The organism is Clostridium sp. (assembly GCF_047777555.1).
Lineage (GTDB): Bacteria > Bacillota > Clostridia > Clostridiales > Clostridiaceae > Clostridium_H.
In genome coordinates this window covers 185,099-207,576 of record NZ_JBKEEV010000003.1, presented here as the reverse complement: position 1 = coordinate 207,576, position 22,478 = coordinate 185,099, and the positions used below count along the sequence as shown (strand labels likewise).

Annotated in this window: 20 protein-coding genes, 22 tRNA genes and 2 pseudogenes; 42 read left to right on the top strand and 2 right to left on the bottom strand. The window is 32.5% G+C overall.

What is annotated here, in order from left to right; genetic code table 11:
• Positions 1-3: 3 nt before the first annotated feature.
• Complete coding sequence (locus ACFWTK_RS07045; RefSeq protein WP_415875306.1) at positions 4-1,380, bottom strand: hypothetical protein; 1,377 nt, start codon at positions 1,378-1,380, stop codon at positions 4-6.
• 90 nt (positions 1,381-1,470) lie between these two features.
• On the opposite strand from ACFWTK_RS07045, the gene ACFWTK_RS07040 reads away from it, so the two are divergent.
• The 31 genes and pseudogenes from ACFWTK_RS07040 to ACFWTK_RS06890 all read left to right on the top strand — a co-directional run bounded on the left by ACFWTK_RS07040 (position 1,471) and on the right by ACFWTK_RS06890 (position 13,005).
• Complete coding sequence (locus ACFWTK_RS07040; protein ID WP_415875305.1) at positions 1,471-2,454, top strand: AIR synthase family protein; 984 nt, start codon at positions 1,471-1,473, stop codon at positions 2,452-2,454.
• A 35-nt stretch (positions 2,455-2,489) separates the two neighbouring features.
• Positions 2,490-3,086 (top strand): XTP/dITP diphosphatase, encoded by a 597-nt coding sequence (locus ACFWTK_RS07035; RefSeq protein WP_415875304.1) that lies wholly within the window; start codon positions 2,490-2,492, stop codon positions 3,084-3,086.
• Positions 3,087-3,097: 11 nt separating this feature from the next.
• Positions 3,098-3,562, top strand: a pseudogene (locus tag ACFWTK_RS07030) (metallophosphoesterase).
• 327 nt (positions 3,563-3,889) lie between these two features.
• Positions 3,890-3,965 (top strand) — tRNA-Pro (locus ACFWTK_RS07025).
• Positions 3,966-3,972: 7 nt separating this feature from the next.
• A tRNA-Gly gene (locus ACFWTK_RS07020) sits at positions 3,973-4,047 on the top strand.
• Between the two features lie 4 nt (positions 4,048-4,051).
• Positions 4,052-4,125: transfer RNA gene (locus ACFWTK_RS07015), tRNA-Gly, on the top strand.
• 5 nt (positions 4,126-4,130) lie between these two features.
• Positions 4,131-4,207: transfer RNA gene (locus tag ACFWTK_RS07010), tRNA-Arg, on the top strand.
• Positions 4,208-4,212: 5 nt separating this feature from the next.
• Positions 4,213-4,288 (top strand) — tRNA-Lys (locus ACFWTK_RS07005).
• Positions 4,289-4,294: 6 nt separating this feature from the next.
• Positions 4,295-4,370, top strand: a tRNA-His gene (locus tag ACFWTK_RS07000).
• An 8-nt stretch (positions 4,371-4,378) separates the two neighbouring features.
• Positions 4,379-4,453: transfer RNA gene (locus ACFWTK_RS06995), tRNA-Gln, on the top strand.
• A 4-nt stretch (positions 4,454-4,457) separates the two neighbouring features.
• A tRNA-Lys gene (locus ACFWTK_RS06990) sits at positions 4,458-4,533 on the top strand.
• A gap of 20 nt (positions 4,534-4,553) precedes the next feature.
• Positions 4,554-4,637, top strand: a tRNA-Leu gene (locus ACFWTK_RS06985).
• 6 nt (positions 4,638-4,643) lie between these two features.
• Positions 4,644-4,718: transfer RNA gene (locus ACFWTK_RS06980), tRNA-Gly, on the top strand.
• A gap of 4 nt (positions 4,719-4,722) precedes the next feature.
• Positions 4,723-4,796, top strand: a tRNA-Gly gene (locus tag ACFWTK_RS06975).
• A gap of 5 nt (positions 4,797-4,801) precedes the next feature.
• Positions 4,802-4,878: transfer RNA gene (locus ACFWTK_RS06970), tRNA-Arg, on the top strand.
• A gap of 5 nt (positions 4,879-4,883) precedes the next feature.
• A tRNA-Lys gene (locus tag ACFWTK_RS06965) sits at positions 4,884-4,959 on the top strand.
• Between the two features lie 37 nt (positions 4,960-4,996).
• A tRNA-Pro gene (locus tag ACFWTK_RS06960) sits at positions 4,997-5,072 on the top strand.
• 6 nt (positions 5,073-5,078) lie between these two features.
• Positions 5,079-5,152, top strand: a tRNA-Gly gene (locus ACFWTK_RS06955).
• Positions 5,153-5,157: 5 nt separating this feature from the next.
• Positions 5,158-5,234, top strand: a tRNA-Arg gene (locus ACFWTK_RS06950).
• A gap of 5 nt (positions 5,235-5,239) precedes the next feature.
• Positions 5,240-5,315 (top strand) — tRNA-Lys (locus ACFWTK_RS06945).
• Between the two features lie 7 nt (positions 5,316-5,322).
• Positions 5,323-5,398: transfer RNA gene (locus ACFWTK_RS06940), tRNA-His, on the top strand.
• Positions 5,399-5,406: 8 nt separating this feature from the next.
• Positions 5,407-5,481: transfer RNA gene (locus ACFWTK_RS06935), tRNA-Gln, on the top strand.
• Positions 5,482-5,485: 4 nt separating this feature from the next.
• Positions 5,486-5,561, top strand: a tRNA-Lys gene (locus tag ACFWTK_RS06930).
• A gap of 24 nt (positions 5,562-5,585) precedes the next feature.
• Positions 5,586-5,659 (top strand) — tRNA-Gly (locus tag ACFWTK_RS06925).
• A gap of 12 nt (positions 5,660-5,671) precedes the next feature.
• A tRNA-Arg gene (locus ACFWTK_RS06920) sits at positions 5,672-5,748 on the top strand.
• A 366-nt stretch (positions 5,749-6,114) separates the two neighbouring features.
• On the top strand, positions 6,115-7,287 hold the full coding sequence (locus ACFWTK_RS06915) for an NAD(P)-dependent malic enzyme (protein ID WP_061857912.1): 1,173 nt from the start codon (positions 6,115-6,117) through the stop codon (positions 7,285-7,287).
• A gap of 69 nt (positions 7,288-7,356) precedes the next feature.
• Positions 7,357-8,334 carry a 2-keto-3-deoxygluconate permease gene (locus ACFWTK_RS06910; RefSeq protein ID WP_061857911.1) on the top strand — a complete coding sequence of 326 codons (978 nt, stop codon included), beginning with the start codon at positions 7,357-7,359 and terminating at the stop codon, positions 8,332-8,334.
• A 326-nt stretch (positions 8,335-8,660) separates the two neighbouring features.
• A complete protein-coding gene (locus ACFWTK_RS06905) occupies positions 8,661-10,268 on the top strand; it encodes a Spo0B domain-containing protein (RefSeq protein ID WP_061857909.1) in 1,608 nt (535 codons plus the stop codon).
• Positions 10,261-10,935: a response regulator gene (locus tag ACFWTK_RS06900; RefSeq protein WP_061857908.1), complete on the top strand. Its 675-nt coding sequence runs from the start codon at positions 10,261-10,263 to the stop codon at positions 10,933-10,935. The genes ACFWTK_RS06905 and ACFWTK_RS06900 overlap by 8 nt, the downstream gene beginning before the upstream one ends.
• Complete coding sequence (locus tag ACFWTK_RS06895; protein ID WP_415875303.1) at positions 10,901-11,161, top strand: helix-turn-helix domain-containing protein; 261 nt, start codon at positions 10,901-10,903, stop codon at positions 11,159-11,161. The genes ACFWTK_RS06900 and ACFWTK_RS06895 overlap by 35 nt, the downstream gene beginning before the upstream one ends.
• 719 nt (positions 11,162-11,880) lie before the next feature.
• The gene (locus ACFWTK_RS06890; RefSeq protein ID WP_133241823.1) at positions 11,881-13,005 is read left to right on the top strand and encodes an ATP-binding protein; all 1,125 of its coding nucleotides are present in this window, start codon (positions 11,881-11,883) and stop codon (positions 13,003-13,005) included.
• A gap of 32 nt (positions 13,006-13,037) precedes the next feature.
• Here the strand turns inward: ACFWTK_RS06890 and ACFWTK_RS06885 are convergent, their stop codons facing one another.
• Positions 13,038-13,274, bottom strand: a complete 237-nt coding sequence (locus tag ACFWTK_RS06885; protein WP_082787843.1) for a PH domain-containing protein — start codon at positions 13,272-13,274, stop codon at positions 13,038-13,040.
• Between the two features lie 367 nt (positions 13,275-13,641).
• Here ACFWTK_RS06885 and ACFWTK_RS06880 point away from each other — a divergent pair, with 367 nt between their 5' ends.
• The 11 genes and pseudogenes from ACFWTK_RS06880 to ACFWTK_RS06830 all read left to right on the top strand — a co-directional run bounded on the left by ACFWTK_RS06880 (position 13,642) and on the right by ACFWTK_RS06830 (position 22,417).
• Positions 13,642-15,726, top strand: coding sequence for a BglG family transcription antiterminator (locus tag ACFWTK_RS06880; protein ID WP_415875302.1), 2,085 nt, complete (start codon positions 13,642-13,644; stop codon positions 15,724-15,726).
• Between the two features lie 173 nt (positions 15,727-15,899).
• Complete coding sequence (locus ACFWTK_RS06875; RefSeq protein WP_061857904.1) at positions 15,900-16,367, top strand: PTS sugar transporter subunit IIA; 468 nt, start codon at positions 15,900-15,902, stop codon at positions 16,365-16,367.
• Positions 16,357-16,644, top strand: coding sequence for a PTS sugar transporter subunit IIB (locus ACFWTK_RS06870; protein ID WP_415875301.1), 288 nt, complete (start codon positions 16,357-16,359; stop codon positions 16,642-16,644). The genes ACFWTK_RS06875 and ACFWTK_RS06870 overlap by 11 nt, the downstream gene beginning before the upstream one ends.
• A 155-nt stretch (positions 16,645-16,799) precedes the next feature.
• Positions 16,800-17,527, top strand: a pseudogene (locus tag ACFWTK_RS06865) (PTS transporter subunit IIC).
• Positions 17,433-18,035, top strand: a complete 603-nt coding sequence (locus ACFWTK_RS06860; RefSeq protein WP_415875300.1) for a PTS transporter subunit IIC — start codon at positions 17,433-17,435, stop codon at positions 18,033-18,035. The pseudogene ACFWTK_RS06865 and the gene ACFWTK_RS06860 overlap by 95 nt, the downstream one beginning before the upstream one ends.
• 14 nt (positions 18,036-18,049) lie before the next feature.
• Positions 18,050-19,099, top strand: coding sequence for a galactitol-1-phosphate 5-dehydrogenase (locus ACFWTK_RS06855; RefSeq protein WP_106024576.1), 1,050 nt, complete (start codon positions 18,050-18,052; stop codon positions 19,097-19,099).
• A gap of 9 nt (positions 19,100-19,108) precedes the next feature.
• Entirely contained in the window at positions 19,109-20,038 is a 930-nt protein-coding gene (gene pfkB, locus ACFWTK_RS06850) for a 1-phosphofructokinase (protein WP_061857900.1), read from the top strand.
• A gap of 17 nt (positions 20,039-20,055) precedes the next feature.
• Positions 20,056-20,910 carry a class II fructose-1,6-bisphosphate aldolase gene (fba, locus tag ACFWTK_RS06845; protein WP_106024577.1) on the top strand — a complete coding sequence of 285 codons (855 nt, stop codon included), beginning with the start codon at positions 20,056-20,058 and terminating at the stop codon, positions 20,908-20,910.
• Between the two features lie 384 nt (positions 20,911-21,294).
• Positions 21,295-21,561, top strand: a complete 267-nt coding sequence (locus ACFWTK_RS06840) for an HPr family phosphocarrier protein (protein WP_061857898.1) — start codon at positions 21,295-21,297, stop codon at positions 21,559-21,561.
• Between the two features lie 3 nt (positions 21,562-21,564).
• Entirely contained in the window at positions 21,565-21,693 is a 129-nt protein-coding gene (locus ACFWTK_RS06835; RefSeq protein ID WP_273091983.1) for a hypothetical protein, read from the top strand.
• Positions 21,694-21,982: 289 nt separating this feature from the next.
• Positions 21,983-22,417, top strand: coding sequence for a putative RNA methyltransferase (locus ACFWTK_RS06830; protein WP_415875298.1), 435 nt, complete (start codon positions 21,983-21,985; stop codon positions 22,415-22,417).
• The last annotated feature ends 61 nt before the right edge of the window (positions 22,418-22,478 follow it).

Sequence of the window (22,478 nt, the reverse complement as noted above, 5' to 3'; positions counted from 1 at the left end):
AATTTAGGGGGTTTTACTCAAAGTGAAAAGTATTAAGAAAAATAAATTAAGGTTTCTTCTACTATCAAAACTACATTTGCTAGCCTTAAAGGTATGCTTTTCCTTATTATAAACCACATATTTAATAAATATAGGTGCTAGTTGGCTGATTTCAGGAGCAGGTATAGTAGGTAATTTAAAATATTGGTCATCTAGTAGATTTTCTGGTTTTGAGTTGAAGTCTTTATAATGTTCAACATTGTCTAATGTAGGTATATCAGGCCAGCTTAATACTATTCCAGAATCAACTAGTTGTGACTTAAATACGTCTGTAATAATTTTTTCATCAACATCATCCTCTAGGTGGTATTGATAGATCATAGAAATTAAGTAAAGTACAATTTCATCACAAGAAAATTTTATTTCTTTAGATTCTGTGGTCTTTATGAACATACATAAATCTTTATCGTAATGTTTTTTCAAAATATCATTGATTTTGCTGCTTATTCTTTTAAACTTGAACATATTTGTATGTTTAAAAAGAAAAGCTGAATTTAAGTACATTAAGCAAAGATGTTGAATCTTATCATCTGATGAGGAGCTATTATATTCTTCATACAATAAATCAAATATGTCTAAAATAAGAGGTTTAACGTCCTCTATTTTAGAATAAGTATAAAAAATATTTAGATTTAAACATAGATTGCACCTATCTTCAAAGGAAACATCATAAATTTCATCTTTAAATTCTAAAAACATGTTTAGAATATCTAAAGAGAAATTTTTATATGAATCTTTAACTTCTCCTTCTAAGTAAGTAGAGCATTTATAAAAAGCATTCATGAGGAGAGCTTGCTCCCAGAACTTGAAACCTTTATTTTTATCTTTGATTTTAAGCTTGCCAATTAAGGGATCGGTACAGTCTTTTTTATCTACAAAAACTCCTTCTAAGTTTCTAAGATTAGAAGCATAAAATTCTAACTGCTTCCTAGCTAGTTCAACATATACATTACTTAAAGCATACTTTTTTTTATCTATATCTTTGAATTTTTTATAGTAATCTGCAAGTTCTAAAAGGGCTAAGGTCATGTATCCGTTGCTCGATATGTTAATATCTTTTTTAAAGTCCTCCTCATCCCAACAAAGTTTATTATTTTTATTTTTCAATTTAGGGTTAGCTTTTTTATATATACATAAAAGTGGAGAGTTTAGGTTTATTGTGTTAATATCTGTATTAGGTATGTTTTTTAGATTAGATTCTTTAGGATCTAAAACAATTCCACATTTTGAATTAAATACCAATTGTTTTATACTTTCCTTAGATAAGTGGAATAGTTGGTTTTCCACCTGTTCTAAGCTAAGTTTATTCATTCGTAGAAAGGGTCCTATATATCTTAACATATCTACACCACCATAAATTAATCCTTATATAAATAATATGAGAACATATAATAAATAATGATAATTTTTTAGATTTAAGGGGAGATTTTCATGAAGATAGGCAAACTTGATTGGAAAGATTTAAATGAAATAATATCAAATAATAAAGGTTCCTTAAGGAAAGATGTAAGAATAAGAAGCGGCATTGGAGAGGACTGCTGTGTTATAAATTTTGGAGAATATGAATGTGTTATGTCAACAGATCCAATAACAGGAGCTGAAGGCAATGTAGGAAAGCTTGCTGTACATATAAATTCTAATGATATAGCTTCTTGTGGGGTAGAACCTTTAGGTATACTTGTAACTATTCTAGTACCTCCTAAAACTGAATTAGAAGAAATAAAAAAAGTAATGGAAGAAATACATGAGGAGAGTAAAGCATTAAATATGGAAGTGTTAGGAGGGCATACTGAGGTTACAGATGCAGTAAACAGGATTGTAATTTCATGCACAACTATAGGTAAGACAAAATCAGGAAAGGCTGTATCAACTAGGGGAGCACAAAAAGGAGATGATATAATTGTTACAAAGCAGTTATGTCTTGAAGGTACATCTATTTTGGTTAATGATTACTATGACAAAATAAAGAGTATACTCACTAAAGAAGAGATACATGAAGCTAAGAATTATATCAATAAAATAAGTGTTGTTAAAGAGGGAAAGATAGCAGGGCAATTTGGAGTGAACTCTATGCATGATATAACGGAAGGCGGTCTATTAGGAGCTTTATGGGAAGTGGCGGAAGGAAGTAATGTAGGATTTACTATATATAAAAATTTACTTCCAATTTCTAATATAACAAAAAAGGTTTGTGATTTGTTTTCTATTGATCCACTAAGGTTTATATCTTCAGGAAGCATGCTTATTACTTGTAAAAATGGTAGTGATTTAATTGAAAGGTTAAAAGAAAATGGTGTAGATGCAGCCATCGTAGGAGAGATTACTGATGAAAGTAAGGTTTTAGTGGAGAATAATGAAAAAAAATTAGTTTATCCACCAGAAAGTGATGAACTTTTCAAAGCATTAGAGTTATAATAAAAATAAGATAAGTTCAAGGGGATGAAGAGGATATGAGAAGGCTTATTGTAGCAAGTAATAATGAACATAAAATAAAAGAAATTAAACAAATGCTAAGGGAATTTCCTCTAGAAGTGCTTTCATTAAAAGAAGCAGGGATCAATATAGATGTTGAAGAAAACGGAACAACATTTATGGAAAATGCGCATATAAAAGCAAGTGAGATATATAAAATTGCAGAGAATTCTATGGTATTGGCAGACGATTCGGGTTTAGCCGTTGATATTTTAAATGGGGAACCAGGAGTATATTCTGCCCGCTATAGTGGTGAACATGGAAATGATAAAAAGAATAATGAAAAGTTGCTTTCCAAATTAAAGGGCATAGACTTTGAAAAGAGAAGTGGTAAATTTATCTGCGCAATGGAACTAATTATAAATAAGGACAAAATTATAAATGTACAAGGTGAAATAAACGGATATATAACTGAAGAAGAAAAAGGAAATAATGGTTTTGGATACGATCCATTATTTTATGTTCCAGAGTTTAATAAGACTATGGCTGAGATGAGTGAGGAAGAAAAGAATTCTATAAGTCATAGAGGAAGAGCACTTGAGAGGTTAAAACAAGAGTTAAAGAAATATCTGTAGGAGGGATTATCATGTTGATAGCTGTAGTTAGTGATACCCACAGGAATAGTACAATAATAAGGAAAGTTGCTAATATTGTAGAAGAAGCAGATATATTAATACATTTGGGAGATAACGTAGCAGATATAGATGAACTAAAAGAAATATATAAGAATAAGATTATAAGTGTTAGAGGAAACTGTGATTTTACCACAAAGTCTCCTATTGAAAGAGTAGAGGATATTAATGAAGTCAGAATTTTAGTAACTCATGGACATAAATATGATGTAAAAAGCGGAATATGGCAGCTAAAAGATAAGGCAAAAGAAGTGGGAGCAGATATAGCTTTATTTGGACACACTCATATTTCGAAAAAATAAGATGGCATATGGATTATAAATCCAGGCAGCGCTTCATTGCCAAGAGATGGACAAAGAAGTATTGCTTTTATAGAGATAGAAGGCAGAGAAATAAGACCAACCATACATTTTATATAAACTAATATAAAAAAATTAAAAAAAAGTATTGACGTAGATTTAAATATAGTGTAGAATAATCAATGTCGCTAAGGCAAGCAGTTAAAACTGCAAAGCCAATCGACAGATTACAAGTAAATTTTCCGCAGATGGAGATGGACAAAGAAGTATTGCTTTTATAGAGATAGAAGGCAGAGAAATAAGACCAACCATACATTTTATATAAACTAATATAAAAAAATTAAAAAAAAGTATTGACGTAGATTTAAATATAGTGTAGAATAATCAATGTCGCTAAGGCAAGCAGTTAAAACTGCAAAGCCAATCGACAGATTACAAGTAAATTTTCGGGGTATAGCGCAGATGGTAGCGCGCGTGGTTTGGGACCATGAGGCCGCGGGTTCGAGCCCTGCTACCCCGACCAAAAATAAGCGGGAGTGGCTCAGTGGTAGAGCGTCACCTTGCCAAGGTGAACGTCGCGAGTTCGAATCTCGTCTTCCGCTCCAATATGCGGGTATGGTTCAATGGTAGAACGTCAGCCTTCCAAGCTGAACACAGGGGTTCGATTCCCCTTACCCGCTCCAAATATGCGTCTTTAGCTCAGCTGGATAGAGCAACGCCCTTCTAAGGCGTGGGCCAGGGGTTCGAATCCCTTAAGACGCACCAAATATGCGCCATTAGCTCAGATGGTAGAGCAACTGACTCTTAATCAGTGGGCCCCGGGTTCGAGTCCCTGATGGCGCACCAAATATGGTGGACGTAGTTCAGTTGGTAGAGCGCCAGATTGTGGTTCTGGTTGTCGAGGGTTCGAGTCCCTCCGTTCACCCCATTAAGAATTGGGATGTCGCCAAGCGGTAAGGCATAGCACTTTGACTGCTACATGCGTAGGTTCGAATCCTGCCATCCCAGCCATTATGATTCACTAGCTCAGTCGGTAGAGCACTTGACTTTTAATCAAGTTGTCCGGGGTTCGATTCCCCGGTGGATCACCACAATATTATAATTATAACGTGCAGGTGTGGCGGAATTGGCAGACGCACTAGACTTAGGATCTAGCGCCTTTGGCGTGGGGGTTCGACTCCCTTCACCTGCACCAAAATAAGCGGGAGTGGCTCAGTGGTAGAGCGTCACCTTGCCAAGGTGAACGTCGCGAGTTCGAATCTCGTCTTCCGCTCCAATATGCGGGTATGGTTCAATGGTAGAACGTCAGCCTTCCAAGCTGAACACAGGGGTTCGATTCCCCTTACCCGCTCCAAACATGCGTCTTTAGCTCAGCTGGATAGAGCAACGCCCTTCTAAGGCGTGGGCCAGGGGTTCGAATCCCTTAAGACGCACCAAATATGCGCCATTAGCTCAGATGGTAGAGCAACTGACTCTTAATCAGTGGGCCCTGGGTTCGAGTCCCCGATGGCGCACCATTTATTTTGAAACTAAATAATAAAGCAAAAATAATTTCGGGGTATAGCGCAGATGGTAGCGCGCGTGGTTTGGGACCATGAGGCCGCGGGTTCGAGCCCTGCTACCCCGACCATTTTATGCGGGTATGGTTCAATGGTAGAACGTCAGCCTTCCAAGCTGAACACAGGGGTTCGATTCCCCTTACCCGCTCCAAATATGCGTCTTTAGCTCAGCTGGATAGAGCAACGCCCTTCTAAGGCGTGGGCCAGGGGTTCGAATCCCTTAAGACGCACCAAATATGCGCCATTAGCTCAGATGGTAGAGCAACTGACTCTTAATCAGTGGGCCCCGGGTTCGAGTCCCTGATGGCGCACCAGAATACGGTGGACGTAGTTCAGTTGGTAGAGCGCCAGATTGTGGTTCTGGTTGTCGAGGGTTCGAGTCCCTCCGTTCACCCCATTAAGAATTGGGATGTCGCCAAGCGGTAAGGCATAGCACTTTGACTGCTACATGCGTAGGTTCGAATCCTGCCATCCCAGCCATTATGATTCACTAGCTCAGTCGGTAGAGCACTTGACTTTTAATCAAGTTGTCCGGGGTTCGATTCCCCGGTGGATCACCATTAATTTAATATAATTATACTTATGCGGGTATGGTTCAATGGTAGAACGTCAGCCTTCCAAGCTGAACACAGGGGTTCGATTCCCCTTACCCGCTCCATTTATATTTTTTGCATCCATAGCTCAGCTGGATAGAGTTACGGACTTCGAATCCGGAGGTCGCAGGTTCGAATCCTGTTGGGTGCACCAATTATAAGGTTTTCCTAAGTTTAGGAAAGCCTTTTTTTATTAAATGTGACATAGCTTGTGTTGTGTTAAAAAATTGAAGATGTAACTTTAAAGCTTTTCTCATAATTCTATCCCATCTAAAGTTCAAGTATCGTTCTTAAAAACACTTTTCTTAAATCTTTTTAGTTATTTTAGATATTCCTTGTTTTTGCATCAATCATTTACTAAAAATAACAAAGGATTGGTTAATGAATTAACAAAGTATTCTTTATGAACATAATATTTTTTTAATATTCAAAATATTTAAACAATCAATATTTTATATTATTATTTATTTGCAATAAGGAATTATTAATTTCTATATAAAAATAAATCGGAGGGGTTTGAATGAATTATTTTGAAGAAAGTTTAAAGCTTCATGAAAAAAATGCAGGTAAGGTAAGTGTAGTATCAAAAGTAAAGGTACAGACAAAAGACGATTTAAGTCTTGCCTACACTCCTGGAGTGGCAGAACCTTGCAGAAGAATTTACGAAATAGAAGAAAATGTATACAAATACACTTCAAAAGGAAACATGGTAGCCGTAGTTACAGATGGTTCAGCGGTGCTAGGACTAGGAAATATAGGCGCAAAAGCTGCATTACCTGTTATGGAAGGAAAGTCTATTTTGTTCAAAGAATTTGCAGACGTTGATGCATTTCCTATATGTTTAGATACTCAGGATGTTAATGAAATCGTTATGACTGTTAAACTTATAGCCCCAAGTTTTGGTGGAATTAATCTAGAAGATATTGGAGCTCCAAGATGCTTCGAAATTGAAGAAAGGTTAAGGAAAGAGCTTGATATACCTGTATTTCACGATGACCAACATGGAACTGCAATAGTTGTTCTTGCAGGAATAATAAATGCTTTAAAAGTTGTTAATAAAAAAATACAAGATATAAAGGTTGTCGTAAATGGTGCAGGAGCTGCAGGAACTGCTATAGCCAAATTATTACTTGCCTCAGGAGTAAAGAATCTAATTGTATGTGATAAAGTTGGTATTCTTTACAGAGGAATAGAAAATGTGGATGAAACTAAAAAAGAACTTGCAAAGGCAACTAATCCAGATAATATTAGGGGAACTTTAGCTGATGCATTAGTAGGTGCGGATGTGTTTATAGGAGTTTCAGTACCTGGAATAGTAAATCGAGATATGGTGAGATCAATGAATAAAGATGCTATATTATTTGCTATGGCAAATCCGATTCCAGAAATAATGCCAGATGAAGCAAAAGAAGCAGGGGCAAGAGTAATAGGTACTGGACGCTCAGATTTTCCTAACCAAGTTAATAATGTATTAGCATTCCCAGGAGTATTTAGAGGTGCTATGGATGTTAGGGCAAGAGAAATTAATGAAGAAATGAAAATAGCGGCAGCTTATGCTATAGCTTCTATGATAAAAAATGAAAACTTAAATGAGAATAATGTAATTCCTAATGCGCTAGATAGAAATGTAGCTGTTAATGTTGCTGAAGCTGTAAAAAAAGCAGCAAGAAAAAGCGGAGTAGCAAGAATATAAAAACAATAAAGTTATCTATTTAACGATGACCAAATTTAATATATGACTAAAATAAATGGAGGGATATAAATGCAAATTCCAATTAAGAAAACAATCGATAAAATTCCAGGTGGTATGATGATTGTTCCGCTTTTCTTAGGAGTTTTAGTTAATACATTTTTTCCACAATTTTTACAAATTGGTGGTTTTACAACAGCATTATTCGGCCCAAAAGCATCAACAACTATTTTAGCTTGTTTTATGTTCTTAATTGGTTCACAAATTAATTTTAAATTAGCACCAAAGGCACTAAAAAAGGGTGCAATATTAATAGCAGGAAAGTTTATTGTAGGTGCTGGTATTGGTATATTTGTTGGAAAAGCTTTTGGGTATGGTGGAGTATTGGGTTTATCGCCATTAGCTATTATAGCTGCATTAACAAATTCTAATGGTGGGTTATATGCATCACTCGCTTCAGAGTATGGAGATGAGACAGATGTAGGTGCTTATGCTTTATTCTCTTTAAAAGATGGTCCATTTTTTACATTAGTCGCATTAGGTGCATCAGGACTTGCACAAGTTCCTATTAAGTCACTTATTGCAGTTATAATTCCAATAGCAGTAGGAATGATTTTAGGAAATATTGATTCTGATATGAGGACTTTTCTTGGAAGTAGTAAGTTATTGTTAATTCCATTTTTCTCATTTCCATTAGGTGCAGGAATGGATCTTAGAACTATTATAAATGCCGGAGGACCTGGTATATTATTAGGTGTAATATCTGTATTTACAGGAATAGGACCATATATTCTTCTTAAATTATTTAAAGAAGAGCCAAGAATTGGATTAGGAACAGGATCAACTGCCGGAAATGCTGTAGCTACACCAGGCGTTGTTGCAGCATTAGACCCAGCATTTGCTGCCATAGCATCAAGAGCTACTGCTCAAGTTGCAGCAGCATGTGTAGTATCTGCATTGATTTGTCCATTTATTGTTTCTTATGCATTTAAATTTAAAGATAACAAAACGAAAAAGCTATTACATCATAAAAATGATTGTAAATTTTAATATAATATGAAAAATTGAAGCCATAGTTTCAAATCACCGGGTGATATAGATTGAAAATAAAGGCAGTACACAGGAGGGTTGAGACTATGGTTAAAATAATAAGTGTTGCATTTAGTATTGCGATTTATAAATTGCGATTTATAACAATAATTAATCTACACGGAAAGATGGAGGACATGGTAGAGGAAATGGTATATAATAGAATTAAATCTATTACTATTAATTCTTCTAGACGCATGCATGGTTTTCTATTATTTCGTGTTTTTTTAAGTCATTTACATATAAACTAAATTAAATTTGTATGCATTAAGATTGAGGAGATAAATATGAAGAAAGCGATGAAGCTGCAAACAAAGATTATATTATTGGTTGTTACAGTAGTATTTGTTTCTATATCTATAATTATTTTATTTGTAATCTCATGGGCAACTGGAAATATTGAAAACAAGGTCAGAACTAATATTATGAATGTAGCTGAAATGGTAGCACATTCTAGAGAGATAATAGATGAGTTAAAGGTTAGAGATCCAAACCAAAAAATTGATTACTACGTTAATACGCAGCTTAAGAATTTAGAATTGGTTGACTATATAATTATAGCAGACAGTGATGAAATTAGATATTCTCATCCAAACCATGAAATGATAGGTAAAAAATTCGTGGGAGGAGATCAGTATAGAGCAATTCAAAAAGGAGAAGCATATATCTCTGAGGCTACAGGAACACTCGGAAAGGCTCTTAGAGCCTTTGCTCCAATATATGATGAAGAAAATAAAAAAGAGATAGGCTTTGTTGCCGTAGGTACACTTACTAATGACATTGAGAAGGCTAAGTATACAGCTGTTTTGTATATAATTTTGATTGGTTTAGTCGGGCTTACGACAGGTATAATAGGAGCAGTTTTATTAGCTAATAACATAAAGAATACTTTGATGGGATTGGAGCCTGAAGAAATAACAAAGCTTTATAATGAAAAAATGGCAATTCTTAATACTATTCATGAAGGGTTAATATCAGTTGATCATATGGGCAGAATCACTCTTATAAGTAATTCGGCATTAAAAATCTTACACTTTGAGGATAATATTAAAAAAGAGAATATTACTGGGAAGAACATAGAAGAGGTTATTCCTGATACACGTATTATGAATGTGTTAAAAACAGGTAAGCCGGAATTTGAGGTAGAACAGAGGATAAATAACACCATAATAATAACTAATATAGTTCCTTTGATGAATAAAGAAAGGGTTATAGGAGCTATTACTAGCTTCAGAGATAAAACAGAGATAACTAAAATGGCAGAAGAACTTACAGGTGTAAAAAAAATGGCATGGTCTTTAAGAGCTCAAAATCATGAATTTATGAATAAGCTTCATACTATTTCAGGGCTTATACAGCTGGAAGAGTATGATAAAGTACTTGAATTTATTTCAGATATAACTAAAAGTAGAAACAATATAAGCAATATTTTAACACAGAATATAAAAGACTCTTCTGTATCAGCTTTATTATTATCAAAATATATCAAAGCTGAAGAGTGTAGAGTTAAGCTAAAAATAGATGAAGATTCAAAACTTACAAAGTTACCAGAGAATATTACATCTGAAGAAATTGTATCGGTTTTAGGCAATCTAATAGAAAATTCTTTAGATGAAGTTAAAAATGATGGAACTGGATTAATATATATAAAAATAGTCCAAAATGAAGAATTTTTAAATATAATAGTTAAGGATAATGGTGGTGGAATTTCTGTTGAATTTAAAGAAAAAATATATGAACGAGGTTTTTCAACAAAAGATGGGCAACGTGGTTATGGAATGTATATAGTAAAGAAAATAATTGATGAATCTAATGGCATAATAAAACTTGATGTGAATAATGGCGTCATTTGGAATATAACAATACCAATGACAAGGAGTGATAAGCTTGATTAATGTAATGATTATTGAAGATGACCCTATGGTTATGGAGATAAATTCTAAGTTTTTGAAAAAGATAGAAGGATTTATTTTATATAAAGCAGTTTCTAATCTTAATGATGCAAAGAAATTTATATCGATTAAAAAGCCAGATTTAATATTACTTGATGTGTATCTTCCTAAGGAAAACGGGATTGATTTATTGAAGTGGATAAGGGGACAAGAGTTAGACATAGATATTATTTTAATTACAGCAGATAAAACAATTGAAAGAGTACAGGAGGCTTTTAGATATGGAGTTGTAGATTATCTTATAAAGCCTTTTAGTTTTGAAAGATTTAAAGAATCACTTATTCGATTTAAGGGGAGACATAATCAATTTAAAGACAATGATGTGATTGAACAAGAGGAACTAGATAAATTAATGTCTAGTCCTAATATTGCTCAAGATGAAAATGATTTTGTTAAGGGACTTAATAAATATACATATAGGGCTATATTGGATGAAATAGAAAAAAGTAATTATGAACATTTTACAGCAGAGGATTTGGCAGAAAAATTAGGTATAGCAAGAGTAACAGTTAGAAGATATCTTGAATATATGCAAAGAGAGAATAAAGTAGATAAATTTGTAGAATACGGTAGGGTTGGTAGGCCACAATATAAATATTATAAAATTTGATGTAGTTGAAGTTTCAGGATATGATTATGTTTTTAAATATCTACATGAGGAAGAAAAAGATATAACAATAAAAGAGTTTAGAGATAAATATAACATTGGGTATAACAATGCTTATAAGATAATACATCAAAAGGATTTTCCATGTGTGTTTGTAGGAATGGAGTATTTAATAATTAGCTCAGAAGTAGACAAATGGTTTGAGAAACATATAGGAGAATCTTTTTAATATTTATTTGAATTCATTGAGGTTTTATATTCTAGAAAATAAAGATAATAGTCTAATATTAATATAATATAATAAACATGCTCATGCACATAACATTAATGTTGCAGAAAACTTTAAAGATAAAATGCGGTCAATTGATAGAATGATTAATTGTTCTAAATCTTTTTATGAACAACGATGCACCGCAGTTGCTTCTAACAAAAATCATGCAGCTATTATTTTGTCGTATTCAGGAAGGGCTACGTTTTTACCAACTATTGCAGAAATATTATATAAAAAGGAATAGAAATAATTTGGATAGGAGGGCTTGGAAAAATGTGGTTCCAGATTATATAAAGCATCATTTATATATAAGTAATAAAAAAATTTAAGAAATATAATATCTCAGTTTTTATCACATATTGCAATGCAGTATATGTTAGATGTTATTTCTAGTTATATTTTTAAAATTGATTATTAAAAAACATAGATTACATAGAAGAGGTTGCTAGCATTTTTGATGTTAGAAAAACCAATAAAGATAAATAGCTAGTAATATTTTTGAGCTTGCCAGAGAAAATTTCTGACAAGCTTTTTATTTGAAAAATTTTTATACTTATTTTATGTGAATAAAAGGACTTGCTAAACTATTGAAATTAAAAAATATAGCGTCTTTTATATAATGATGTAATAAAATAGCTAAAACAATAATAGATTATAATATAATCAATATAATTTAGGTGATTATTATTAATAATGAAATTGTTCACATGGAACCAACTAAGGAGTTTTTTATAAATGCACTGACAAGGGATATTAAACTTGACAGAACTGTTTTAGATTTAATTGATAATTCTATTGATGCTGCACGTAAGTCAGATAGAGATTTTTCAACATTTGAAATTAGACTAACATTAAATAAAAAATGCTTCATTATAGAAGATAATTGTGATGGAATCTCAAAGGAGTCAGCTAAAAGCTATGCTTTTAAATTTGGGAATAGCCAAGGTAAAAACACAAGACAATTCTCCATAGGACATTATGGTATTGGTATGAAAAGGGCATTCTTTAAAATAGGAAAAATGATTTATGTGGAATCAGCTACAAGAGAAGATTTTTTTTCTTTATTTTTAGATGTTGATGAGTGGAGTAAAAGTAAAGAGTGGAATATACTTTTTAAAGATTCAGGAATAAATGATAATCATAAAAAAATTGGAACAAAAATTGAAATTAATAAACTAACTGATGAAGCTAAAGATAGTTTTTCCGATGAACAGTTTATTAAAAATTTAATAGATACTATATCTAAGACATATGAGAATGATATAAGAAGAGGTATTAAAATTATTGTAAATGGCAGAGGGATTACTATTTCATCAAGGGACAGTGAGACTGAAATATTAAAGTATTCAATCGATTGTAGAAATTATACAGCGGAAATTATAATTAAGAAGGATATACCTAATTATAATGAGTCTGGCTGGTATGTTAAAGTAAATGATAGATTAGTTGTTAGTGCTGATAAAACTGAATTGACAGGATGGGATATTAGTAGCGATTCAAAATATGATATACTTAGAGGATATGCATATATAAAAATATTAAAAGAAGCACCGCCTTTTAATACTATAAAGGAAGGATTAGATACAAGCAATCCAATTTACAAAGAGCTTAAGAATTATATGAGAAAGGCTTTACAAGAGGCATTACCGAAAATAAAAGGTGGCTATTTTGCTACTATAACATATCAGAGACCTAGAAATGAAGCTGATAAGTTAAAGAAGATTCTAAATGTAAAAAGCTATAAGAAGATTGGAGAAATAACTTACGAGGATTATTTAGAGAAAAATAATATAAAAGTATAGTATCAAAATAAATACACTAAGTTGTAATATAGTTATTTTATTAAGCCAATGGCTAAATTTAAGATTAAATTCAAAGCATACTTCTTTGCCTTAGTATATAGTATTAATTCATCTGTAAAAGCAAATACTTTTTCATTTTTTACTAATCCAGTGCCATGTATTTTATCGTATGGAATAATAACTATTGTAGTTTTTAGTTCTTTAAAACTTAAGTCCTTATCAACAAAAATTAATCTCTTATTTGTAAAGCATAAGAAGTCAAATAATATAGTTTAATTTCACCTCATAAAAGGATTGGAAGTACTTCTAATCCTCTACTTCTATTTAGCTCACTAAAATTTCAGTGAATTAATAAGACATTATAATATTAAATAAATAATTACTCACTAAGTATTGATATTATTTTAGATAATAAGCAAAGGAAATTATTAAAAATTTTCTTAGATGCTTATTTCGATAGTATAAAATTTTACTAGAATTAATGAAAAAGATTATACTTTTATCTAAATATTGGTGATAGTATATTTAGAATAGAATATAAAACGTGAATATCATGAATAGGGTGGAGGATGCTATGAAAAGGTATGTAATATTTAATGCAGTTAAGCAATTGATATGAAAGTGTGAGGTGAGTCAATGAACAAGCGAATTATATCAATTATTCAAGAATTGTGTAAATTAGAAAAAAACATAAATATTTCTGGTTTAGCAAAACAATTTCAGGTTTCACAGAGAACTATTAGAAATGATTTGAATGCAATCAATGAAATTCTAAAAGAACATGGACTTGCTGAATTGAAAGTAAAAAAAGGCGGAAGTATTTCTAGGAATAATAAATTTGTTGATATTTTATCGTTTGTTTCTGAAAAAAGTTTTTATGAGTATAAACTTTCTAAAGAAGAACGAAAGAGAGTTGCATCTGCGTTACTTGTTAATTCCACGGGATACATAACACTCTCTATGATTGCTGATAATTTGTTTGTTAGCCGCGCTACTATTATTAGTGATCTTGATGAGATTAAAGCATTTATAAAAAAAGGAAATTTAAAAGTATTATCGCATCCGAATAAAGGACTTCGTGTAGAGGGAAGAGAAAGTGATAAAAGATTGTTCTTAATGAGGCTATTTGATTCCAATAATGATATTGTAGAACGAGAAATGATAGAAAAATATATTAGTGTGCAGGCAGAAAGTAAGATGATAATTCAAAAAATTATATATGAACAGGAACATGTGCATAAGAGTTTTCTTACAGATGATTCTTTTCAGAAGGTACTGCTTTATTTGGGCATTATGATAAATCGCAATATGCAAGGAGAATATGTTGAAGTTAGAAGAGAAAAAAATAATAGTAAGCATCTTATGGCACAGGACATTCTTAAATATATTTCTCAATATTGTCATATTAATACTACAGAAGATGAAGTACGGTTTTTAAGCGAAATATTAACTAAGGTTAGATATATGAAACAAAGTACCTCAGATAAAAATGCTATAAAAATTCAGTTTATTACAAGGCAATTTATTGAAAACGTTTCAGAAGAGATTGAAATTAACCTAAATGGAGATTATGATTTTTTTGAAAATTTGTCAAACCATTTGGAATCAGTATTTGCTTCAGTACCTATTGTAAATCTAGAAAATTCAATAGTTGACGAAATTATGAAGGAAAATTATGAAATAGTAAAAGCTGTAAGAAAAGAGCTGCCTTTACTTACACAATATATAGGAAGGAAAATTACTGAAGCTGAGATAGGATATATTGCGGTTCATGTATGTGCTGCAATAGAACGAAAAAAGAATAAAGAGATTGCATTTCATGTTATTGTTGCTTGCAATTCAGGAATTGAAACATCTCAACTACTTTTAGAAAAACTAAAAAGGCATTTTAATTTTCATATAGTCGATATCATATCTTCTCATGAAGCAAAAAACTTAGAAACTGAAAAAGCAGACTTTATTATTTCTACAGTTCCATTAAAAGCTTGTAAACTTGATCATGTAGTAGTTTCACCTATGTTGAGAGATGAAGATTATATTAGAATTGGAAATAAAATTGATGAATTACGTAGGATAAGGCATTTACCTTCACGTATGAAAGAAAATAAGATAACACCAAAAGGATTGATGGATGAAATTATACCTGTTATATATGATAAAGCTCCAGAGAAAGCACCTATTTTAATAAAAGAGTTAAAAAAGATAGTGAGAGATTATTTTAAAAAGTCTGTAGAGAAAGATGCGGAAATTTTTTCACCTTATCTGCACCATCTACTTCCTTATAATCATATAGAATTAGATGTAGAATGTAAGAATTGGCGTGAAGCTGTATATAAGTCAGCAGAGAATATATTGCGTCTTGGATATATCGAGGAAAGATATATTGATTCAATGATTAAGAATATTGAGGAGAATGGTCCATATATTGTGCTTTCAAGCGGTTTTGCTGTTCCTCATGCTGGACCAGAATATGGGAGCATTAAAGTAGGAATGAATCTAATTCGATTAAAAAATCCAGTATCTTTTGGAATTGAAGAAATGGATCCAGTGGAATTTGTTTGTTGTCTCAGTGCAGTTGATCATAAAACACATTTGAAAGCATTTCTAAATTTAGTTAATATTTTTAAAAATAAACAGTTTAAGAAAGAATTGCACATATGTAAAACACCAAAAGAAGCGGCTGAAATTATTAGAAGATATGAATATGCTATTGAAAAATAAAAAAGAATGGTTAAAATTTTTTCAAAATATATAGAAAAATTTTTAACCATTCTATTTCTTTGTAAAAACGTTGGTAGAACTTTTGACTGTTTTTAGTAAGAATGGCATGCTACCATATATATAGAAAGATAAAGCCGGCTTATAATCGATCTAATACACTGGAGGAAATTAAAATGATTTGGGAAGAATTAAAAGAATCACTTATTCTCACCGAACTGAGTGCAAAATCTTATGAAGATGTAATGCATAAGTTAGGTTGGGCTTTAGTTAAAGAAGGTTATGCAAAGGAATCCTATATAGATGCATTAATTTCTAGGGAAAAGAATTTTCCTACAGGAATTGATGTAAATGGTGTTGGAATAGCAATACCTCATACAGATGTCAGTCATGTAAATAAAACTGGCATTGCTATAGGAGTTCTAAATGAACCTGTTACATTTTTTCAAATGGGAACAGATGATGAAACGGTTGAGGTGCAACTAGTGTTCATGATTGCTGTTGCGAATCCTAATAATCATATTGAACAATTACAGAGAATTGTCACCATTATTCAGGATAAGGATGTACTTAATCAACTTATAAAAGTAAGAGATAAAAATGAAATTATAAAAATTATTAGAGAAAAGGAGAATGAGATATGAGAAAAAAAGTAATTGTAGCATGTGGGGGAGCAGTAGCAACATCAACATTGCTGCTAATAAGATAGTAGAATTGTGCAAAAAGAATGGTATTGACGTGGAAATCTGTCAAATAAGAATTTCTGAAATCGATTCAAACCTTGAAGGAGCTGATTTGATTGTAACCACATCTAAGGTAAAAAGAGACTATGGAGTGCCTCTTATTACTGGTATGCCATTTATATCAGGTGTAGGTGTAGAAAAAACAGAGGCATCTATTTTAAAAGTACTTAAAGGTTGATATAGCAAGAATAATGTAATAGGGGGTATGGTATATGTTAAAGGTAATTCAGTATATAGTTGATATGGGTGCTTCGGTTATGTTGCCAATAGTAATTGCAATAATAAGTATTTGCATTGGCGTTGAAAGTAGGAAAAGCTATTCGTTCAGGATTGATGATTGGTGTTGGATTTGTAGGAATGGGTTTAATTGTTGATATGATGAATGCACAACTTGGACCAGCAGCACAAGCAATGTCTGAGAAGTTTGGTCTATCTTTAAGTGTTGTAGATATTGGATGGCCAGGAGCGTCTCCTATGACATGGGCGTCTAACATTGCTATTGTAGCAATTCCTATTGCTATTTTGGTAAATTTGTTTATGCTTTTAGCAAAAATGACTAAGACTGTAAATATTGATATCTGGAACATATGGCATATGACTTTTACTGGTGCTATTGCTTATGCTGTTACAGGAAGTTACTGGATTGGAATTCTAGGCGTAGTGTTTCATGCAGCAATCGCATATAAGCTTGGAGATTTATGGGCACCTTTGATGACTGATATTTTGAACTAGATGGATTGACAGTGCCTCATGGTACTTCTGCTTATATGGCTCCCATTGCTTGTTTGGTAGATGTAGTTATAGATAAGATTCCTGGAGTTAAAAATGTTGATATAACAGCAGATTCTTTACAAGAAAAAGTTGGTGTGCTAGGAGAGCCTATTGTAATTGGTGGAATTTTAGGAGCTGTAATAGGGTTTCTTGCTGGATATTCGCCTAAGGAAGCGTTACCCTCTAGGGGTAAATATGTCAGCTGTAATGGTTTTGATGCCAAAAGCTGTAAAATGCATTATGGAAGGTTTAATGCCATTATCAGAACGCGCAAAGGAAATTCTAACTAAGAAGTTTGGAAGTTCAGAATTTTATATAGGATTGGATCCTGCAATTCTTTTAGGAGATGCTCAGGTTGTGACAACTGGATTAATATTTATCCCACTGACTTTATTAATTGCGATTATTGTTCCTGGAAATAGAGTTTTGCCTTTTGGAGATTTAGCTACTATTAGCTTCTTTATTGCAATTGCAGTTGCTGTGCATAAAGGTAATATCTTTAGAACACTGTTATCCGGAAGTGCTATTATGTACATGACTATTTGGATTGCGAATCAGACCATTCCATGGATGACAGCATTGGCTAAAACGACTGGTACAACAGATGGAAAAAACTTAGTGGCAGCGCTAGATCAAGGTGGATCACCGATTACTTATATGTACACGGAGATATTTACTAAAGAAAACGTTATCGGAGCTGTAGTTATTGCTGTTATATATGTAATATGTTTATTGTTTACAATTAACCATTCTAAAAAGAGAGCAGAAGCATTGAAAGCAGCAGAAGAAATAATTTGAATGGAGGAATTGATATGAAGGCAGGAGTTGTACATGCTAGAGATGATATCCGATATGAGGAGATAGAAAAGCCAATTCCTAGAAAAGGTCAGGTATTGATTAAAGTAAAGTATACTGGAATTTGTGGGTCTGATGTACCAAGAGTTAATGGGGATGCTTGTCACTTCTTTCCAAATGTATTAGGTCATGAGTTTTCTGGTACGGTTGCACAAATTGGAGAGGGAGTTACTTCTGTGAAAGTAGGGGATAGAGTGGCTGGTGTACCATTGGTTCCATGTATGAAGTGTGAAAATTGCCAGAAAGGAGATTATTCCCTGTGCAAACAATATAGCTTCATAGGATCTAGACAATTTGGTAGCTTTGCAGAATATGTGGTGGTTCCTGAGAAAAATGCTATACCATTTGATAATGATGTTTCTTTTGAACAGGGAGCATTCTTTGAACCAGCTACTGTAGCACTTCATGGAATTATGCGTGTCCCTTACGAGGGTGGGAAAACTGTTGCTATCCTAGGTGGTGGAACAATAGGAATGTTTGTGATGCAATGGGCTAGAATTTTTGGAGCCAGGGAAACTGTAATATTTGATATTGCCAGTGAGAGATTGGAGCTGGGAAAACGCCTTGGAGCAACTGCTGGAATAAATACATTGGATGAAGGATTTATGGAAAGAGCAATGGAATTGACTGGTGGAAGAGGATTTGATTATGTTTTTGAAACTGCAGGAAATACAATTACTATGAAAATGGCATTTGAACTGGCTGCTAATAAAGCACACTTATGCTTCATTGGAACACCAACAAAAGAACTAAGCTTTTCTGTGAAAGAATGGGAGAATATGAATCGAAAAGAGTTTACATTAACAGGTTCTTGGATGTCCTATAGTGCTCCTTTTCCAGGCATTGAGTGGAAGCTTGTATCTCATTATTTCAAGACAGGTGATTTAAAGTTTGACGAATCCTTTATTTTTACTAAAATTCCTTTAAGTCGTATTGCAGATGCTTTTCAAATGTATAAGGTACCAGGTGCTGCAAGGGGAAAGATATTAATTGACAGCGAAGGCTAGGTGATTGATATGATAACGACAGTAACTCTAAATGCATCTATTGATAAAGCATATTACATGGATGGAATAATTGAAAATGGAAAGGTTATGCGCGTTGCTTCCTGCAGAAATTCTGCAGGAGGTAAAGGTTTAAATGTTGCTAGGATTGTGAAGTTGTGTGGCTCAGAAGTTCAAGCTACTGGCTTTGTTGGAGGATTTAATGGAAAGTATTTGGAGGCATTGCTGGACATTGATGGAATCCCACATAATTTTAAGCATGTAAAAGGAGAGACTAGAAGCTGTATTAATATTCTGGATAAGAAATATGGTTCTACAGAATATTTGGAACCTGGTTGTGAAATAACATCAGAAGAAGAAAGTCAGTTTATAGAGTTATTTCCTAATATCATAAAAAACAGCAGTATTATTACTATTTCGGGAAGTATACCTAAAGGTGTCAGTAAAGATATTTATGCACAGATGGTTCTTATAGCAAAAAAAATGGGAAAACATGTACTCTTAGATACTAGCGGTGAGCTTTTAAAGAGAGGAATTAAATCCTGTCCAACAATGGTAAAACCCAATAAGGATGAACTAGAGCAGTTATTTCATATAAAAATCAAAGGAATAGAAGATGTAATTAGATATGCAAAAAAGATATTTGATTTTGGAATTCCTTATGTAATTATTTCATTAGGTAGTGACGGAGCTTTAATGGTCTGTAAAGAAGGTGTATTTCTTGGAAGTCCTCCAGTCGTAGAGGTCGTGAATACTGTTGGGTGTGGTGATTCTATGGTAGGTGCTTTTGCTGTTGCCTTAGAAAGAAATATTCCATCAAATGAGATTTTGAGATATGCTATCGCTGTTGCAACAGCTAATGCAATGTCAACTAATACTGGAGATTTTGATCCAGATATATGTAGAAAAATTATTAATGATGTAAATATCAGAAGATTGTAGAAAAGAGAGGTGGGCTTATGCCATTAGTTACAACAAAACAATTATTGTTGGATGCACAAAAAGGTGGTTATGCAATCGGAGCATTTAATGTTGAAAATATGGAAATGGTTCAGGCTGTAGTAGCAGCTGCTGAGGAATTAAAGTCACCAGTCATTATGCAGACAACTCCGTCTACAGTAAAGTATGCTGATATGTCATATTTTTATGCAACTGTAAAGAATGCAGCTGAAAAGGCCAGTGTTCCTGTTGTTATACACTTGGATCACGGAAACAGTTTTGAACTTGCTATGCAGGCTTTGAGGGTTGGATATACGTCAATTATGATTGACGGATCACATAGAACATTTGAAGAAAATATAGCGTTAACTAAATCGGTTGTAAAAGCTTGTCATCCATCTGGGATACCAGTAGAAGCAGAGCTTGGAAAGGTTGGAGGAAAAGAGGATGATTTAGAAGGTGGATATGAGAATCCATACACAGATCCAAAGGAAGCAAAAATATTTGTAGAGAAAACCAGTGTAGATTCTTTGGCTGTTGCAATAGGTACAGCTCATGGTGTATATAAAGGCATACCTAAATTAGATATGGAGCGTTTAAGCGAAATTAGAGAGGTTGTTTCCATTCCATTGGTGCTTCATGGGACTTCTGGTGTTCCGGATGATGTCGTTATGGAATGTATTCAAAGAGGAATTTGCAAAGTTAATTATGCAACAGATTTACGAATTTCCTTTTCAAATGGTGTAAAGTCAGTGCTGAAGGAACATCCGGAAACTATTGATCCGAAGAAGTATAATGCTCAAGGTAGAGAAAAAGTAAAACAATATGTAATGAGTAAAATTAAGGTTTGTGGAAGTGTAGGAAAAGCAAAATAAGAATAGTATATAACATGTAAACTATATTTTAAAAAAAATTAATGTTTAACAGTTTCATTTAAATCTTTTTAAGAGGTTCTCAGCTCTATCAAGATTAAAGATGGAATATATTAATTGTAGTAAGTTGATAAAACCTGCTGGGGTGATCAGGCCCCAGTGCTTTTTTTAAATATGAGGATGTTTATGAAATGATATAGAAAAAATCTGTGACAATAAAGTAACTGAAATGCTAAGACATAGAATTATAGGAAAAAAGAATTTTTACATATATATGTTTAAAAATAGAAAAATTGAATTGTTTTTATCTACGAAAGTTTAACCATTGATAATAAAAGAAAAATGGTACAAAAATTTTAACTAATATAAATTTTAGGAGGATTTAATATGGTAATTAAAAGTGTAACAATAACTAATAAATCAGGCATACATGCAAGACCAGCTTCTTTATTTATTAAAATTGCAGCAAATTTTAAATCAAATATTACCATAGAAAATGGTAATAACAAAGGTAATGCAAAGTCTTTAATAAGTCTACTTAGTTTAGCTATAGCTTGTGGGAGTGAAGTTACAATTACTGCAGATGGACCAGATGAAAATGAAGCTATAGATGCTTTAGTTAAATTAATAGAATCTAAATTTGGTGAAGAGTAAAAATTGATCAGAAAGGTGCCGGAAGAATATAAAAATGTATTCTTGCATTTAAAAGAGATGCATAATCTAATCAATTCAGCCGTATTAAGACTTATAAAGATGATAATAGAAATGAAAAATAGCATTATATAGTAATATAATAAGGCTTGGACAATTTTAATTAATATGTAATGCTCTTGTATTACTCACATTTTTGACAGAAATTTTGTTACATGTTATCATAATTATGGATTATATTAGTTTAATATAGTCATAAATAAAATATGTTTTACGGAGGATATATATGGGCATCTCATTCAGACGTTTAAGGTAATGAAGTACGGAACAAAAACTAACCTCAACCAAGGTATTTTGGCTGAGTTTATTTGTGCTGTACATTTTTCATTTCCTATAAACTACGAATGAATGAGGTGTATTTTTTATGTCTAAAAATAAAATCCAGGAAAATATTGAATTATTTAAATGTCCTATATGTGGCAACAAAATGGATCTTTATAATTTGAAAAGTTTAATTTGTTCTAAGAATCATTGTTTTGATTTATCTAAAACTGGATATGTGAACTTTTTACTGAATTCTGTAAAAACGCAGTATGATAAAGAAATGTTAAAATCAAGAAATATCGTATGCAAAAACAGTTTTTTTGAGCCAATGGTGGAGCAAGTAAGTGAAATAATATTAAGGTATATAAGTAATGTATCCTGTAAAAAAAGCATGATATTAGATGCTGGTTGTGGCGAGGGCTCTCACCTTAATCAAGTTATTAATAAATTGAATGATAAGAGTAGGATTAAATTTGATGGTATAGGAATTGATATTTCCAAAGAAGGAATAAAAATTGCTTCAAACACCATTTGACAAAGAACCTTTTTTTGAGCCATGGTGGAGCAAGTAAGGAAATAATATTAAGTATATAAGT

Bases quoted from the DNA above. Each gene is read 5' to 3' on its own strand.
- ACFWTK_RS07045 (WP_415875306.1), bottom strand. From the start codon at position 1,380: ATGTTAAGATATATAGGACCCTTTCTACGAATGAATAAACTTAGCTTA.
- ACFWTK_RS07040 (WP_415875305.1), top strand. From the start codon at position 1,471: ATGAAGATAGGCAAACTTGATTGGAAAGATTTAAATGAAATAATATCA.
- ACFWTK_RS07035 (WP_415875304.1), top strand. From the start codon at position 2,490: ATGAGAAGGCTTATTGTAGCAAGTAATAATGAACATAAAATAAAAGAA.
- ACFWTK_RS06915 (WP_061857912.1), top strand. From the start codon at position 6,115: ATGAATTATTTTGAAGAAAGTTTAAAGCTTCATGAAAAAAATGCAGGT.
- ACFWTK_RS06910 (WP_061857911.1), top strand. From the start codon at position 7,357: ATGCAAATTCCAATTAAGAAAACAATCGATAAAATTCCAGGTGGTATG.
- ACFWTK_RS06905 (WP_061857909.1), top strand. From the start codon at position 8,661: ATGAAGAAAGCGATGAAGCTGCAAACAAAGATTATATTATTGGTTGTT.
- ACFWTK_RS06880 (WP_415875302.1), top strand. From the start codon at position 13,642: ATGAACAAGCGAATTATATCAATTATTCAAGAATTGTGTAAATTAGAA.
- ACFWTK_RS06875 (WP_061857904.1), top strand. From the start codon at position 15,900: ATGATTTGGGAAGAATTAAAAGAATCACTTATTCTCACCGAACTGAGT.
- ACFWTK_RS06870 (WP_415875301.1), top strand. From the start codon at position 16,357: ATGAGATATGAGAAAAAAAGTAATTGTAGCATGTGGGGGAGCAGTAGC.
- ACFWTK_RS06860 (WP_415875300.1), top strand. From the start codon at position 17,433: ATGTCAGCTGTAATGGTTTTGATGCCAAAAGCTGTAAAATGCATTATG.
- ACFWTK_RS06855 (WP_106024576.1), top strand. From the start codon at position 18,050: ATGAAGGCAGGAGTTGTACATGCTAGAGATGATATCCGATATGAGGAG.
- pfkB (WP_061857900.1), top strand. From the start codon at position 19,109: ATGATAACGACAGTAACTCTAAATGCATCTATTGATAAAGCATATTAC.
- fba (WP_106024577.1), top strand. From the start codon at position 20,056: ATGCCATTAGTTACAACAAAACAATTATTGTTGGATGCACAAAAAGGT.
- ACFWTK_RS06840 (WP_061857898.1), top strand. From the start codon at position 21,295: ATGGTAATTAAAAGTGTAACAATAACTAATAAATCAGGCATACATGCA.
- ACFWTK_RS06830 (WP_415875298.1), top strand. From the start codon at position 21,983: ATGTCTAAAAATAAAATCCAGGAAAATATTGAATTATTTAAATGTCCT.